The following is a 16,236-nucleotide window of genomic DNA, read 5'->3' on the forward strand; positions in this document are numbered from 1 at the left end:
GTGTCAGTTATTGATTCGTTCTAAAATTTCTCTTGTCAGTTTATAATAGTCTTCGGCGCCATTGCTGCTGGGCGCGTAATCAAATATCGTTGTTCCGTTTGCCTGCGCTTCGGAAAGCGCGACATTGTCTCGGATATAGGACGCCATGAATACATCGCCCAATTGTTCTTTGGTAGCGCTGATCAGTTCATGGCTGATCTTCTTTCTTATCTTCGGGTTGTATCTTGTTGCAAAAACACCGCCCAGGTTTGTACTCGGACTAATTTTCTTGATCTCGGCAGAATACACCAAAAAATTGCGAAGACCTTCGTAACTCAAAAACTCAGCCTGCAACGGAACATAATACTGGTGGCATGAAACTAAGGCCAACCGCGTGTTTCCATATAAAGCAGGCGGACAGTCGATAATCACAAAATCGTAGCGGTCCTTTACTTTTTCCAACGCAATTTTCAGGTTGAAAGGGAAGATAGGAGCCGCCTTGATCGTGTCTTCACGGTGTATCAGTTCTGCCGATCCCGGCAACACATCAATATCCCCAACGCGCCTGACGATCTCATCAAATTCATATTCGCCGGTGATAAACGAGCCGCTGTCTTTTTTAAGTCCGGCGTGTTGAATGCCGAAACTTTTGGTAAGACTAGCCTGCGCATCCAGATCAATTACCAACACTCTTGCATTGGCAAATTTGCTGAGACCGGCAGCAATACTTTGAGCCGAAGTGGTCTTTCCCACACCGCCTTTGTTGTTGACAATACTAATGATTTTCATTTAAAAGTATTATAAGTATAAAAAGATAATAGTTTATTTCAAGTCTGATATGTAAATAAACATAAAATAATTTTATCCCTAATCCTTATAAATAGAAAGTCTCAAAAGTTTTTTGCTTTGTAAATGTATCGATCTTTTTAAAAGAATAATAAGTATTAAATGAATTTATTTTTTGTTTTTATTTAACATACTTAATACCACAACGTTACAAGCCTTGTCAGCCTGAGCGGAGTCGAAGGCGCGCTACTCCTTGGTAACGCGCCTCCGACTCCGCTCAGGCTGACAGGGGATGTGGCTTATTGCTAATAGTGCTTATTCCTTAAATCGTGGGCTTCACCACAGCTTCTGCCGGGGTTGCGAGCAATTTTGCAGTAACATATTTATGAATCCTATACATTAAAAATGCGGTTATGATCACTGCGGCGACAACCACATTTCCTAATGTCGGATAATGTTCGATAAATCCGGTGCTGGTTTCGGAGACGATAAACCCTGCCAAAAGTGCTGCAAGTCCTCCGGCAATTTGCTGGATCGAGGAGTTGATTCCCATAAATGCGCCGCGGTCCTGCGGTTCGGGAACGGCTGTCATAAGCGCGGATGCAGATATCATTCTGCCGGTGATGCCAACGAAAAGCAGTACATTCAAAACAATGATGATCCAAAGCGGCGTCACACCCAGATTGCAATAGATGAGTGTCATAATGCAGGTGATTGCCGAGCCCGCCAGGAAAACTTTGTATTTCCCAATCTTGTCGCTAAGCTTCCCGATAAACGGACTAAACACCAACATACAAATTCCGGTGATCATATATAATGTAGGAAGTTGGGCTTCATGAATACCGAGGTTGTTAACGCCATAAGCCGTTCCGAAAGGCATTAACATGAAACCTCCGGTAGCCAGTAATGTAGTCGCTGCAAAACCCTGAAGATATTCTGGCCGGGATAATGTTTTTCCCAAATGTTGAAATGCATTGCGTTGCGTTTGGATTTTTAAATGCGCATTGATCGGTTTCATGTAGGTTACAATAAGCAGCCCTACAATTACACTTAACCCGACGATCATCAAAAACGGTGCATGCCAGCTGAACTCTTTGGCAAGGTAAAGGCCGATCGGAATTCCTAAAACCTGACTGCTTGCAAAGGCCATCTGCACAAAACCCATTACACGTCCGCGCATGTTGATCGGGAACAAATCTGTAATGATCGCAAAGCTGATGGAACCGATCACGCCTCCGAAAAGTCCCGTGAAAATACGCGCCATGAGCAGAAAATGATAAGTAGGAGCGATGCCGCAAAGAAAAGTGCCTATCATGAACCCCGTATAGAAGAACAGGAGCATTTTTTTGCGATCAAACTTATCCGCAAATCCGGCGGTAAGCAAGCCCGCAGCCCCGGCACTGAATGCGTAAGCGGATACAACGAACCCAAACTGGCTTGTGGTGATATCGAGCTTGTCGAGCAAGATATAGCCCAACGGCGAAAGGACCATGAAATCGAGAACAATGGTAAATTGTAATGTGGCAAGAATGGCTATGATAAATTTTTCATATCCGGAAAATGTGCTCTTTGGAGTTTCTGACATAGATTTTTGTTTGGTTTTAGTCTGTTAATTCTTCGCAAGTGTAGCCCGCTTTTTTCACCAAATGGATCACGGGTTCATGATCAGGATGCGTTGCTTCAATCCGCAGAACGTTGTCGCAGTCCGATAAATCAATATTCCATTTGATAATTTCCGAGCAGCCATTAAGCACCGGAGACAGGGACTTAACATCTTTTTTGCGGTTTATGTTGGTGCGGAAGACCAGTATAAACTCTTGTCCATCAGGATTATTTTTCATATCAGCTAATTTAAGGCGGCAAGAAACCTTGTAGTTAAGGTTTTAAAGCTTTGATAACCAAGCTTAATGTCAGATTTATCTTTTCTTCATCCAAAATAAATGGAGGTCGTCCCGGCATGCTTGATTTTGCTATGTGAAATTTCACCAGTTGGTAAAGCGGGGCAAATGCAATTGACCAGTAAATTTCAACCGGCAACGGAATAATTTCATTTCTTTCAATGGCACGGTGCACAAATAAATGCATTGCATGGAGGAACCGGGTGTCAATATTGGAGCGGTCAAACAAGGGTGAATGCTTCACTTGCTCTGTAAAAAACATGCTGTAAGGGTTTTCAAAGCAATAATTCATCCGGTTAAGCCACTGCACTTTCAAGCCTTCATCAAAATGCGATTCGGGGTTAAAATCACGCAATGTTGCTTCCACCATTTTTTGCATTTCCTCCGCATACAGTTGCTGGATCAGGTCTTCGCGGTCTCTGAAATAAATATATATCGTTGCAACCGAGACGCCAGCCGCTTTCGCAAGCTTATGCATGCTTAAGCCTTCAAATCCGTGCTCGACGATCATTCGAATGGCTTTTTCCCGAATGACGGTTTCTTTGTTAATGTCCCTGGTTCTCAATGCATAACCAATAAAAGTTAGTCACAAATATAAATGAACGTTCGTTTATTTATCGATTTTCAGGATTAAATTATTTGTAACAAAATCAGTCTCTCAGGCTATGCAGGTAACGTTACGATAAAATTTTCAATGATTTTTTTATTATAGCCCTTATAGCCTCCCTGAAAATCCCGGCCGGCGACAGCAATAAACCCGGCCATTCGCGGAGAGTTTAATTGGGCCAGCAGCGCATCATAATTACCATCATATTTTATAAAATATCCTGAGTAAACGGTAACATCAGGGTTGTCGTAAAGCACAAAATTTGGTGCCCGGTTCATAGGAGAAAACACGATCTTTTTCCCAAATGTACTGTCCAATCCCTGCGCACGGCCGAAAGCATACCACGCAACCGCATTAGGCTTCCCATTATCACGACGATCGAGCGCGGGTTTTACTTTAAGTAAATAGGAAAAAGTTTGTGGAAAATGGTTTTGGAGGATGTCTTCTGGAATAATCCGCTGTTTTCCAGCAGCATCTTTTTGGTAAGGAAACAAAATATATTCCGTTACCGGATCTGTTGAGGACTTCAACTTGGAAGCCTTAATGATGGGTTTTAGAATGCCTTTTTCAAGATGAACAAATAAACCATTCTTGCTCTTGGCATAAACAATATCTTCATCTTCGCTAATGATGGAAAAGAGGTAATAAGCATCAGCTAAGGTGGTTACGCCCACCGAAATCTGACAGATATCGCCAAGCCTATGCCCCTTAATATGCTCATAAGCGGATACTGACAGCTGCCAGGGTTTCAATTCCGGGAGTTCAGAGAAGTGGATCTGACGGTTTTGATACTGTAAATCAGTGTTTTCACATTGCTCAAACGTGAAATTCTCTTGCTCTGAATTCTCTTGTTTTCCATTTCCAAAAATCGTGATTGCAGAGTAAGTTGCGGTATTGCCAAAAACCGGCACAGAGCCATAATTGGTAATTTGCTTCAAGTTGCCATTCTGCTGAAAGTAGGAGCGGAGCGGCTTGCCTGTCTCGGAAGTCAGGAAGCCATTAGGCGTTATAAATCCGCAAATTCCGTCCGGCGAAAGCAACTTCGAAGCCAGCTCGAAAAACGCTATATAAGCATCCGTAGAGCCTTTTTTACAAAAATGATAATGGGATTGAATGAATGTTCTCTGCTTTATTGGAAGATGCTGAATGCGAATATAGGGAGGATTACCAACTATAAAATCAAATTTTAAACGCTTTTCAACCTGTTTCAGCGCATCGCAAAGTTTGAGATTCCACCTAATACTTATGCCTAACGGTTCAACTAAGGCGTCCAAATTCTTCCGGCAAATTTCGAGCGCATTGCGATCAACGTCCCAGCCATAAATTTGGCTTAAAACAATAATAAGCTGCTCGTTGTCAGTTGATTTTATAATGTGTTCAACAATAGGAACCAGAAATCGGCCATCGCCACAGGCCGGATCCAGGATTTTTTTATTTGTTAGATCAACATTATAAAGACCGGAATCTTGCAGAATTTTATCAACAATAGGAAAGGGAGTATAAACCTGGCCAAGTAGCTTTTTCTTCTCGTAAGTGCGTGTTTGTGAAGCCATTAATTAAATTATAGGCCATAGCGCACCTTGACTCTCATATCTTTAATTTCTACGTCAGTCATGTTTCGTAGCGGACCATTTTTTGCGGATCCCATCAGATTGAAGACCAAGGAAGCTTTTTGCTCTTTTAAAGATGGGACTCTTGTGTTTTTTGTAGGTTTTATAGCCATAAATGTGTGTAAGATTTGAAATCCAAAGATAAGGACAGTTTCATCTATTTCAACGCACAAATACGAAACCCTGGCAGCCGCTTGATATAATTCGTCACAACCGGCGGATCAATATCCCGAAAGAAAACTTCATAGGTGTTCTCATAAAACGTGAATGTGGTTCCGTCAGAGCGCGTACGCTTTGTGCCACTCTTGTAGAGGGTTCCGATTTCTCCTATTTCTAATGCGACCTTATCAATGAAGCCGAGCAGGGAGGCGACGGTGCCTTCGGTGGGACATTGATGGAAGGAAATGCAGAAGTAATGTGAAGTTTTGGAATTGGCTTTATGTAGTTGAGAAGATGGAATGTTCAAAACATAATCGGAGCCCAACAGGCCTGTTCGGCGCTTCATGGATTTGATATCGACTGAAAATGAATGCTCTTCGGATTTGATCAAAAAGTCCTGTCCCCAATCCTGACCATCCGTTGCACCAAAGGATTTCGTCGGTCGGGGTAAATGATAGCAGTCTGCAAAGATGACTTCGCCCAAACTTCCGGTAAAACGCATCATTCTCGTTTGCGAAAGTTTGTCGTTCTGCTTGTCCCAAATATTGGCAACGTGATGATGACGAAGCGAATGCTCAACCAGCTCGCGTGCAAAAATCCGTTGATTTTCACCGATCGAGATTTGAATATACGAGCCCTTGGTCAAAACAGTTTGCTCCATGCAAATCTAATCGCTAGTAAAGTGAGTACAAAACCAAATAAAAGGGCGCTAAACGGAACGTAAGTCCATGTTACTAAGCGGATTCGGTTCACAAACCACATGGAGTTGAAGAGTTGGGATGGTGTCATGTGTATTTTGCAATAAAAGGGAAAGATAATAAAAGAGGAGGGGAATTTTACATTTGTAAATTTCCCCTCCTCCAAAAAGTGGCTCAACTTCTGTCAACTCATAATCCTAACAAGAAACCGATTGTGAAGTTGGCATCCCAGTCGAACACAAATTGCTGGCAGCCAGTTGCGTCTGTCACTGCTTTATAAATGTTAACGCCTGCCTTTGATTTAGCATTTGTCAATTTTGAGTAAGCCAAAGGCGCGCTCAATGTTGTGTAACGCTCTTTGCCTTTGCGCACTTCTTTGGCCATTTCAAAAGGAACACCGCCAATGATGAAGCAGGTTTTTCTCAGGTCCTCAGGAATTTGTTTTGCCTTCGTACTCACTTCCTGATAAACTTTGGAATCATCTGTGCCATCTTGGAAATATTTGGCGCCGTAGGACTCAATTGCTGAAACTTTCCCATTCTCGATCCAGGATATTTTGGTGTTTCCAGAACCAATGTCAACCACAAACGCTTTGTCCGCATAGTCAGCAGGTAACACCGATTTCAATGCCAGCTGGCCTTCCTGCTCAGCAGTAACCTGATTTACAACATATCCCAATGACTTCAAAACGCGCGTAATTTTCAAGGTGACATCTGCCTTAGCAGCACCGGAACTTACAACAAAGTGAATGTCTTTGCTGCCAACGCCGTAATCCAGCATGCCTCCGATGTACTTTTTTAGCCCAATTCTTACATCTTCATCGGTTGCCATATTCTCCGTTACCAGGCTATTCCCGAATTCGGATTTTTCAAGAGACCAGCGTTTTTCTTTGTCAACTTTGATGATAAATGAGTTAAATCCGCTTGCACCAAGTTCAACAACACCGCGCAATTTACCGTCCACCGGCGCTGGCGGCGTATAGCTGAATGTTGAAACTTCTGTGTTAGTCGCTTCCGAATTTTCTGCCGGCGTTTCTGTGGATGGCATATCGGGATCGGTGTTACTCGCTTCCGTCTGCGGACTTTCTGCCCGATCCTCAGCCATCTGGTTCAGGGCTTTTTCTCCACCAAGATATTTATAACCTAAAAATATGGCCCCTAGAATGATGGCGGTTATAATTAACCTACCTGCAACTGTTAGTCTTTTCATTGATATTTGGTGTAAAATGAATAATGTAAATCGAAATAAGGAAGAATTTTAATCCAGCAATCCTTTGTAACTGGAATCTTTCGGAGTTTCTACCGAACGGTTCACAGGCTGCGGATTATCGAGCTGGATGAGTTTGAACTGCCCGGAATTATACGCCTCAAGCATGGCTTGTCCCTTATCCGAAAGCAAACCATTTTGAACATCCACCCCGTTGATAAAGTCTAATGACAAGTCCATCGCACGTTTCATCTCGCCCAATTTCTGGCTCATATCGTCCTGAATGTATTCCATCGACTCGTCGAAATAGAACTTTTTGTCGGGATTTCCTTTAAAAATGCTGATCGCAGTGCGTAGAGCATTGGAGCTTTCCTTTACAATTCTATATTCGGCTTCTTTGAGTTTGACCTTGATTTCAGTCTCCTTAATAATGTAATCGGCGCTTTTGTTCACTTTTTCCATGAATTCCAGCACCGTTTTCATATTGCGTTGAAGCGGAAATAGCTTCTCATTCATTTCCTGCAAACCGGCTCCTTCGATGGTTGCCAATGAAGCCGTTTCTTTCATTCCCGGACGATCCAGCATGGTGCTCGCTTTGTTTGCTTCCGCAAATTTCTGCTTGATCTGCTCATTGTTCTCGTTAATGTTCTTGTTCAGTTTCACAAGCTGGCCCGCCAGCGTATTGATCTGACCTTGCATTTTCTCCCTTTTCTCTTTCAGGTCATCAATGTAGATTTTCATGATCGCAATCGGGTCGAGTTTGATAATGAGGCCCGTAATGTTGCGCATCAGTGTTTTGAACAGGAAGAAAACCGCTGTCCTTACATCTTTGCTGGTAAACAAAAAGATAAGCAGCGCGAGCACAGCCATTAAAAAGCCCAGATAGAGTGTGTTTTTGGTCACTTCTATCAGGAAAGCTGCGATTTTATTCCAATAATAAAGGGTTATGGCCCCGGCTCCTCCAAGAAAAAGGAGTGAGGTTATTCCTTCGGGTTTACTCCAGTAAGATCGCTTTGACGCATCTTCCTGCGAGCCTCCGATTTGTGTAAAATCTGGTGTAGCCATTGTTGATCGAAATGTTAGGTTATTTAAGATATTGATTGATTTTATTTAAATCCGATTTGATCTGATCCACGAAACTCAGGTAAGTGATTTCGAAACTATCCTTGTTTGCATTGATCTTCGCACTTTGTTCTGCAACTTCTCCTGAAATCTGTCCGAGGCGGTTTCTGTTCTCGTCCACTTTTTTTTGAAGGTCGGCAATTTGCTGGGTGATGGCCTTATTAGAATCTTCCAGCCGTTTTTCTTCATCCTGTAAAGCCCCGACACGATCTTTGATCGCCTTTTCGACGTCTTTCAAAAATGATGCACGGTCCTTATCCAAAATTCCAAGATACTGATTAGCCGACGTGTTCAAAACAGTCGTTTCCTTCACGCCGCCCATGGCTTTGAAACTGGCCCACGCCGCCTGGAACTGTTTTTCTTCTCCTAAGCCGAGGCCTTCCATGCTTTGCAGCGCCTGCTTGTATTCGAAGTAATCAGGTCCCGGCAGGTTGGCTTTTTCGAGCAGGCTCACGAAATGTTCTGTGAATTTCTTATCGATGTTGCCAGTGCCCGCAGCGTTCGGGGCGGTGTTCGCGATGACTGGTTTCGTAGCTTCCGATGCTGCATGAGCGACTGGCGTAGCACCCGCTTGTGCCGGCCTGATCGGTTCCTCGCCCTCCTTGATAAAAAAGCTGAGTATCCTCTTTCCAATACCCGGTTCTGAATCTGCCATATGCGTCTAAAGTGTTAAGATTCATTGATTTTATTAGGTCAATATTACTAAAATTAAAAGGATTTCGTACCGTACGATAATTACCAATGGTGCCCTGAATTGATGAAGCCGCGGAAAATTTGGATAGAATTGTGAATGAATCTTGAATGCCGCCGGTTTTTTAGTGAAGTTTGCCTCAAAAACTAAATCCTTATGCTTAAACTAGGTTTTAATAGCGCCATTCTGGGCGATTTTGGCTTCGAACATGTGGTCCAGTTCGCAGGTAATCATGGATTTTCTTGTGTAGAAATGATGTGCTGGCCTTCGGATAATGCGGATAGCAGGAGATACGCGGGCGTTACGCACATTGACGTGAACAACCTGACGCCGGAGCGCATTTCGGTTATCAAGCACACATTGAAGGAAGCAAATGTTACAATCTCGGCGCTGGGTTATTATCCTAATCCGCTGGACCCGGACGAGGAGCGTTCCGGATATTATATCGAACACATTAAGCAGGTGATCCGCGGAGCGGCGAAGCTGAACATTCCGGTTGTGACAACATTTATCGGGCGTAATCCGGCGAAGAGCATTAAGGAGAATTTGGCCAAATTTGCAGATGTCTGGCCTTCCATAATAAAAGTTGCTGAGGAGGAGAATGTGAAAGTTGGGATTGAAAACTGCCCGATGTTCTTCACGGACGATGAATGGCCGGGCGGTAAAAACCTGGCGATCAGTCCTGCTGTTTGGGATCGGATGTTTGAGATCATTCCAAGCCCCATTTTTGGTCTCAATTACGATCCGTCCCATATGATCTGGCAAATGATGAGTGAAACGAAGCCGATATACGATTATAAAGATCGTCTGCATCACATTCATTTGAAGGACGCCAAAATTTACAAGGACAAACTGGATAGGGTGGGCATTATGGCGAACCCGCTGGAATATCATTCTCCGAAGCTGCCCGGCTTGGGAGACGTAAACTGGCGGGCATTCTTCGCAGCATTAACAGACGTGCGCTACCGCGGTCCGGTGGTGATCGAAGTGGAAGATAAGGCGTACGAAGGAAGCATTACTGATGTGCAAAGCGCAATTCTGACAAGCAGGAATTATCTGCGGCAGTTTCTTGGCTAAAAATCCTGATAGCAATGTAAAATCTGCTTATTATCAGGCAGATTTTACATTGCTAAAAACTTCAAAAGCGGCCGAATAAAGCGATCAAAGTCCTCGATATGCGGCAAATGGCCAATGTTATCCAACTCGACCAGTTGACTGTTCTTAATTTTTGATTTAGTAATCTTCCCCAATTCAGGATAATTGCCGAGCGTTTTTCTCACATCTTCCGGCGCAAGATTTTTGCCAACTGCGCTGCGGTCGCGCTGCCCTATAATGAGCAATGTTGGCGCCTTTATTTTATCAAAATCATAGCAAACCGGCTGTGTGTAAATCATATCATAGGTCAATGCTGAGTTCCAGGCGATTCTGGGATAATCCTTATTCAATGTCCAGCCCGCAAGCAAGTTTACCCAACGACTGTATTCCGGCTTCCATTTTCCATCATAATAGCTGGTTAGCTGATAATTTTTAATGGAATTCGCATCGCTTTTCAGCTCGCTTTGATACCATTTATCAACAGATTGATAAGGAACTTTTAGCTTGTAATCTTCCAGTCCGATCGGGTTTTCGAGAATAAATTTCTCCACCGTTTCGGGATACATGACTGCAAACCTGGTCGCTACCATACCGCCCATAGAATGTCCCAGGACGATTATTTTAGTAATTTTTAGCTCATCCAAAACCCTTTTGGTATTAGCAGCCAGCTCATGAAAAGAATATTGGAAATGAGCGGGCTTGGAGGATTTTCCAAATCCGATTTGATCCGGAATGATGACACGATAACCCTTGTCCGAGAGTGCTTTGGCAGTCTGTTCCCAATAAGCGCCATTGAAATTCTTGCCGTGCAGCAGCATAATGCTTTTGCCATTTGCTTTGGCAGGCTTAATGTCCATATAGGCCATTCTCAGCGGCTCGCCCTGTGATTCAAACTCCAAAAATGAAACGGGAAACGGATAATCATAATTTTCGAGATTGATATCCAGGTTGCGTAATGAGTCCTTTTGTGCTTGAAGGTGGGACACAGATAAGATAGCAAGGAGAAGCGCGAGTAGGAAGTTTTTCATTTGAAAATGCTTTAAATGTAAAAAAGGATAACCTCACGATTATCCTTTTTACAACTGAAAATAATGTACCAGCGATGTCTTATTGAATCAATTTAGCTTTCGCAGACAGAAATGCGGTGAGTGAAGCAAGTATGCCAACGATGCCAAATGACCATCTCAAATCAGCAAACTGTGCTACGATTCCGATCAATGGCGGTCCGATCAGGAAGCCTATGAAACTGATAGATGAAACCGCGGCTAATGCCATTCCCGCTGACATGGTGGTTGATTTTCCCGCTGCGCTGTAAACCAGTGGAACAACCGATGAAACTCCAAATCCAACTAATAAGAATCCAAAGGTTGCGGGAACCAGGAAAGGGAACAACACCGCAATAGCAAGTCCCAAGCCCATTAGCGAGCCGCTGATCTGCAACATTTTCTTTCTTCCGATGCGGTTAGCAAGCCAGTCGCCGGCAAAACGTCCGCCTGTCATGGTGCCCATAAAAGCCACGTAACCAAGTGTGGTCAATGATGCCGGCACGTGCACTGCTTCCTGGAAATAAACGCCGCTCCAGTCGAACATAGCGCCTTCGCAGACCATTGCACAGAATCCGATCAAACCCAGCATCAGCAAATCGCGGTCTGGCTTTACAAACATGGGCTGCGCTTCGCCTTCGTTTTTCTCACTATCAGGCATTGTGTGCTTGTACGCGGTGAAAATAATGATGAATGCTGCCAGCGCAATGACGCTGAAATGAATATGAGGAGGGATATGAACCGAAATGAAAAAAGAACCGATCATGGCGCTCACAAATCCCGCTAAACTCCATAAGCCGTGAAACGAGGCCATTATGGATTTTCCGTAGACTTGCTCAACGGCAACAGCTTGTGTATTGACCGCAATGTTGGTCAGGTTTCCCCAAAGTCCGAATGCGAAGAGCGCGATCACCAGATGTTCGGTCCTTGTAACGAAACCAATGAATGATAATGTGACGGCATATAGGATGGCGCCGATCAAAACCATTTTTTTACTTCCGTAATGTGTCACCATCCAGCCCGAGATGGGTAAGCTGGCCATTAAACCAATTGGAAGTGCTAAAAGAACAGTCCCCAAACCGCCTTCGGTCAGGTGCAGCATATTCTTGATATCGGGAATGCGACTTGCCCATGCAGCAAAGCTAAGTCCCTGTACAAAGAAGAAAGCAGCTACCGCCAGGCGCAAATACTTTCGGGAGTCGGAGGGGGCAAAAATTGAATAATTCATAGGAGCGAAAATTTTGTGGTGAATGTGTGTACGACTAGCAATTCGTGTTTATTTGTTATAACTTTTTTAAGATGCTAATTTTTTCGGGTAGTGCAAAACAAAGACGGACTTTTTTGTTAAATACTTCCTGATGCAAAAATAACGGTTTACAAGTGATTTAAATTCACAGTTGTTGTACTTTTTAAATAATATTAAAAAGTATGTGTTGTACAAAAGTAAGAAATAGGATTTTTGAACAATGCTTTTTTAAAATAGCGTAATGCATTTTGTAAATTCACCTTTCAGCCATCATAAAAATCATTGGATAAATGAAATTTGCATTTACTTCACTCCTCAGTTTAATCCTTCTAACAAGCAGCTTCGCGCAGGAAAGCACGGCCGACCGTGCCGCCAGAATTAAGGCGACCTTGCCTGTTGTCGAAAAAATGTACAATGAATATGCTGAGAAAAACCATTTTCCTTCCTTAGCATTCGGCATTGTGGCGGATGGCCAGCTCATTATGTCAGGCGCGACCGGCTTTTCGGAGATCGCGACCGAAACGAAGGCATCGCCGGGCTCGTTATTTAGAATTGCTTCCATGTCCAAAAGCGTGACAGCAATGGGGATTTTGTCTTTACGGAAAGAGGGAAGACTGAAACTGGACGATCCGGCTTATTTATACATTCCCGAATTGAAGGATATGCCCGCATTAACAACGGACGCGCCGGCTATAACCATCAGGCACTTATTAACCCATCAGGCAGGGTTTCCGGAGGATAATCCATGGGGCGACCGGCAGTTGGATACAAAAGATGAGCAGCTGATTGAGTTGATTAAAAAAGGAATTTCTTTCTCAAATGTGCCGGGCGTTACTTATGAATATAGCAATCTGGGTTTCGCTATGTTGGGCAAGATCATTAGCAATGTCTCGGGTAAGCCTTATCAGCAATATATTGATGAAGTCATTTTCAAACCATTGGGGATGAGCAGCACGATTTGGGAATACTCGAAAGCACCGAAAGATCTTTTAGCACATGGTTACCGGTTTGAAGATGAAATTTGGAAGGAAGAGGAACTTGAACACGACGGAACTTACGGCGCAATGGGCGGATTGATCACTTCCATTGATGATTTTAGCAAATATGTGGCATTTCACTTGTCGGCATGGCCTGCTGGTAATAATCCCGAAACGGGTCCCATTTTGAGAAGCGATGTTCGGGAAATGCAGATGCCGTGGAATTTCAACAGTTTAAATGCACAATATAAATATCCGAGTGGACGCCCCTGTGCAATGACTTCTGCTTACGGGTACGGCCTACGTTGGAGCCGCGATTGTGAAGGGCGCACGGGCATCGGGCACACAGGCGGCCTGCCTGGATTCGGCAGCCAATGGCAAATCTTACCCGAATACGGCATCGGAATCCTCGCGCACGCCAATCGCACGTACGCTGGAATGGCCACCATTAACACCGCGGTACTTGATACAATTATTACATTAGCAGGACTAAAACCGCTTCCGGTAGAAGTATCGGCCGTATTGAAAGAAAGAAAAGCATCGTTGCTAAAACTTTTGCCACATTGGGAAGGAGCGGAGCAAAGCGGAATATTTGCAGAGAATTTCTTTCCGGACAGATCAGTAAGCCACCGAAAGCAGGAGTTGGACGCCATCATTGCGCAAACGGGTAATGTAACAGGATCAACGGAAATCAAGGCTGAAAACCAATTGAGGGGCAGCTTTTTGCTGAATTGCCCCAACGGGAATATCCGGGTTTTCTTCACATTATCACCTGAAAATCCAGCTTTAATCCAGCAGCTCGATTTTTCGCCAGCCAAATAATCTGTAAGAAATTTAATGTTGAAATAGGGGAGTTGTTTTTCTGGATTGTCTGAGAGGAAACAAAATCAGATCATGATGAAAAACATACTCTTACTAACCATCTGTTTAGTGGCCCTTTCCGCTCCTAACATTCTGGCGCAGGAAAACGAAACAATTTTTAAAAGCTCCGGCATTCACCGTTCAGGAGGCTATGCTGCGATTTCAAATAAGTTTACAAAAATAAACGGAAGCTACGCCAATATGCCCGGCATCTACGGTGGATGGTTTATAAATCAGCGCTTTATGCTTGGAATTGGTGCTGCGGCAACAACAAACTACATTCCGGTTCCAGCTGAGAGTGAGGTTTTTCCAGGCAGAAAGATGACTTACCAGTATGGCCAGATCGGTTTGATGACGGAATATGTTGTGGCTTCAACCAAATGGGTTCATTTTAATTTCAATTTGCTAACCGGCACCGGCTTCACGCTTCAATACGACCGTCATGACATGGATGACTGGGATTTTGAATGGGACGATCATGACGATCAGGACCCGAAATTCTTCTTTCTAATGGAGCCGGGCGTGCAGGTGGAATTTAACCTTCTGAAATGGATGCGTTTCAGTCCGGGTGTTTCGTATCGCCAGGCGTTTGGAGCCAAAGGAAATGATCTTACGGATTCCGATTTGAGCAACATTACCTATAATGTTACATTCAAGTTTGGCAAGTTCTAGCAATGGGCAGCCTCAAAGTGCAGATTTCCTGACATTGGGTAACTATGCTTCAATCAGTCCCCATTTTACCCGTTATTAAATATTAGCGAACGGCTGCTAAGCGTGTCAGAATGCTGATTATCTTTAAGGAAGGCAATAGGTATGATAGTTTAGAGTTATATAAGCTACACGCTATTCCTACAGCAAACAGACAAAAGATGAGGGTTTCAGGGTATTTGGTTTTCGGTATATTATTTATCTCAGCTTCACTTGCCAGGGCGCAAAATGTTTATGATGTGATTGTTGCAGGCCGCACCATCGGATCTTTAAAGGTTTTTGATGATATCGGCAAGGATAACTCAGAGCAGCACCGCATAGAGTCTGATTTCAAGGTCATGTTTTATAAGGGTAAATACTCCACTCAGGCCAATTACTCGGACGGAAAACTGGTTTCCGCAACTTGTGCGCACCATGTGAACGGCGACTTGAAGGAAAAAACGCTGACAAAGAGCGCCGCGAAAAGTTCGTACGAGGTTTTGTTTTCCGGCGAGGACGGTGAAGACAAGCCGAAGCTCTCCTTCAATACCCCGATCAGCGAAACAATTACAGGCCTTTATTATAAGGAGCCAATTAACATCAGCGAAGTTTATTCTGAACGTTATGGTAAAATGTGCAGTGTGAAAAAGCTATCCGAAGGGAAGTACGGCGTAACACTGCCAGACGGCAAACAAGGGATATATTCTTATAAAAACGGCCTTTGCCGGGAAGTTAAAACTGATCTGGCAGGTTTTAAGCTGAGGATCGTACTAAATGAGAATAAGCAGGTTTCCGGTTTGTAAATAAGAGGAAGCTTTAAAAGACAAGATAGCAGTCAAACAAAAAGCCGGTCAACATTGACCGGCTTTTCTGTTGGGCCTAGGAATTATTAATCGACAGTCGGATAGGCCGAGCTGTCGGAAGTGTTATAATAATCAGCCACTTGCGTATTTTTGCTGCTTGCTGTGTTCGTCGGCGTTTTATAATTCCTCGGAGAAATCAGCGGGTTGATATCAACACCTTCAGGCGTGTATCTCTTGGTGATAACCAATGTTGCCGGACGTGGCGCATACTTTGGCGTATTGCTCACGTAACGGCTGCGCTGGTGCTTACTGTAAGTTTCGATTGTGTTCAAATTATACACAACGGCGTCGTTACCGCGCTTAGCTTTGGCCTTCGCAGCTTTGTTTGGATGTTTATAATTGTGAACCGAAACGCCAGGGTCAACAATGGACTGAGCTTGTGCATTAAATGTTACCAGGCCTGCAAACAAAAATATAGCTACTAAAAAAATTGATTTATTCATGATATTAGTCGTTTAACCGAATACTAAAACCTCCCGTTGTATCAGGATTGCATGAATTTAAAAACTTTTTTTGTAGCGCACTAACCGCTCGTTTTAGAAGTAAAAATGCTCAGTAAGCGATTTTACGATTAAAAATGACGGGTTAAAGGCCGAAATTTAGTTAGTAAGACAAGATTAGGTTTGTCATAAAACGCATACTTCTGAAAAAAATGATTATGTGGGAAAAACAGGATTAAAACACGAGTCAAAGATTTGTTGAAAAAAA

The 16,236-nt window shown here is 43.5% G+C and carries 16 protein-coding genes; 4 read left to right on the forward strand and 12 right to left on the reverse strand.

The features are described 5' to 3' along the window. Positions 1 to 3 precede the first annotated feature (3 nt). The 9 genes from B5X68_RS12045 to B5X68_RS12085 all read right to left on the reverse strand — a co-directional run bounded on the left by B5X68_RS12045 (position 4) and on the right by B5X68_RS12085 (position 8,720). Entirely contained in the window at positions 4 to 768 is a 765-nt protein-coding gene (locus B5X68_RS12045) for a ParA family protein (protein ID WP_082214918.1), read from the reverse strand. A 319-nt stretch (positions 769 to 1,087) separates the two neighbouring features. Beyond that, positions 1,088 to 2,350 carry an MFS transporter gene (locus tag B5X68_RS12050; protein ID WP_082214919.1) on the reverse strand — a complete coding sequence of 421 codons (1,263 nt, stop codon included), beginning with the start codon at positions 2,348 to 2,350 and terminating at the stop codon, positions 1,088 to 1,090. Positions 2,351 to 2,366: 16 nt separating this feature from the next. After that, positions 2,367 to 2,606, reverse strand: coding sequence for a hypothetical protein (locus tag B5X68_RS12055; RefSeq protein WP_082214920.1), 240 nt, complete (start codon positions 2,604 to 2,606; stop codon positions 2,367 to 2,369). A 34-nt stretch (positions 2,607 to 2,640) separates the two neighbouring features. Further along, complete coding sequence (locus B5X68_RS12060) at positions 2,641 to 3,228, reverse strand: TetR/AcrR family transcriptional regulator (RefSeq protein WP_082214921.1); 588 nt, start codon at positions 3,226 to 3,228, stop codon at positions 2,641 to 2,643. 98 nt (positions 3,229 to 3,326) lie between these two features. Next, positions 3,327 to 4,823 carry an HsdM family class I SAM-dependent methyltransferase gene (locus B5X68_RS12065; RefSeq protein WP_082214922.1) on the reverse strand — a complete coding sequence of 499 codons (1,497 nt, stop codon included), beginning with the start codon at positions 4,821 to 4,823 and terminating at the stop codon, positions 3,327 to 3,329. 214 nt (positions 4,824 to 5,037) lie between these two features. Further along, positions 5,038 to 5,700, reverse strand: a complete 663-nt coding sequence (locus tag B5X68_RS12070) for a hypothetical protein (RefSeq protein ID WP_082214923.1) — start codon at positions 5,698 to 5,700, stop codon at positions 5,038 to 5,040. 226 nt (positions 5,701 to 5,926) lie between these two features. Further along, on the reverse strand, positions 5,927 to 6,946 hold the full coding sequence (locus tag B5X68_RS12075; RefSeq protein ID WP_082214924.1) for a Ppx/GppA phosphatase family protein: 1,020 nt from the start codon (positions 6,944 to 6,946) through the stop codon (positions 5,927 to 5,929). 48 nt (positions 6,947 to 6,994) lie between these two features. After that, positions 6,995 to 8,008, reverse strand: a complete 1,014-nt coding sequence (locus B5X68_RS12080) for a hypothetical protein (RefSeq protein WP_082214925.1) — start codon at positions 8,006 to 8,008, stop codon at positions 6,995 to 6,997. A 19-nt stretch (positions 8,009 to 8,027) separates the two neighbouring features. Further along, positions 8,028 to 8,720 (reverse strand): hypothetical protein, encoded by a 693-nt coding sequence (locus tag B5X68_RS12085; RefSeq protein ID WP_082214926.1) that lies wholly within the window; start codon positions 8,718 to 8,720, stop codon positions 8,028 to 8,030. Between the two features lie 192 nt (positions 8,721 to 8,912). On the opposite strand from B5X68_RS12085, the gene B5X68_RS12090 reads away from it, so the two are divergent. Beyond that, positions 8,913 to 9,833 (forward strand): sugar phosphate isomerase/epimerase family protein, encoded by a 921-nt coding sequence (locus B5X68_RS12090; protein WP_082214927.1) that lies wholly within the window; start codon positions 8,913 to 8,915, stop codon positions 9,831 to 9,833. Positions 9,834 to 9,877: 44 nt separating this feature from the next. Here the strand turns inward: B5X68_RS12090 and B5X68_RS12095 are convergent, their stop codons facing one another. Together B5X68_RS12095 and B5X68_RS12100 are read right to left on the reverse strand one after the other, a co-directional pair. Next, entirely contained in the window at positions 9,878 to 10,879 is a 1,002-nt protein-coding gene (locus B5X68_RS12095) for an alpha/beta fold hydrolase (RefSeq protein ID WP_082214928.1), read from the reverse strand. 79 nt (positions 10,880 to 10,958) lie between these two features. Continuing rightward, on the reverse strand, positions 10,959 to 12,122 hold the full coding sequence (locus tag B5X68_RS12100) for an MFS transporter (RefSeq protein WP_082214929.1): 1,164 nt from the start codon (positions 12,120 to 12,122) through the stop codon (positions 10,959 to 10,961). A 308-nt stretch (positions 12,123 to 12,430) separates the two neighbouring features. Between B5X68_RS12100 and B5X68_RS12105 the strand changes: the two genes are divergently transcribed. The 3 genes from B5X68_RS12105 (at position 12,431) to B5X68_RS12115 (ending at position 15,468) form a co-directional block, all read left to right on the forward strand. Then, positions 12,431 to 13,939 carry a serine hydrolase domain-containing protein gene (locus B5X68_RS12105; protein WP_082214930.1) on the forward strand — a complete coding sequence of 503 codons (1,509 nt, stop codon included), beginning with the start codon at positions 12,431 to 12,433 and terminating at the stop codon, positions 13,937 to 13,939. A 72-nt stretch (positions 13,940 to 14,011) separates the two neighbouring features. After that, on the forward strand, positions 14,012 to 14,650 hold the full coding sequence (locus B5X68_RS12110) for a hypothetical protein (protein WP_082214931.1): 639 nt from the start codon (positions 14,012 to 14,014) through the stop codon (positions 14,648 to 14,650). A 197-nt stretch (positions 14,651 to 14,847) separates the two neighbouring features. Beyond that, the gene (locus B5X68_RS12115; RefSeq protein ID WP_082214932.1) at positions 14,848 to 15,468 is read left to right on the forward strand and encodes a DUF6134 family protein; all 621 of its coding nucleotides are present in this window, start codon (positions 14,848 to 14,850) and stop codon (positions 15,466 to 15,468) included. A gap of 86 nt (positions 15,469 to 15,554) precedes the next feature. On the opposite strand, the gene B5X68_RS12120 is transcribed toward B5X68_RS12115, so the two are convergent. Next, positions 15,555 to 15,971, reverse strand: a complete 417-nt coding sequence (locus B5X68_RS12120; RefSeq protein WP_082214933.1) for a hypothetical protein — start codon at positions 15,969 to 15,971, stop codon at positions 15,555 to 15,557. Positions 15,972 to 16,236 lie beyond the last annotated feature (265 nt).

This window comes from Dyadobacter psychrophilus (assembly GCF_900167945.1).
Classification (GTDB): domain Bacteria; phylum Bacteroidota; class Bacteroidia; order Cytophagales; family Spirosomataceae; genus Dyadobacter; species Dyadobacter psychrophilus.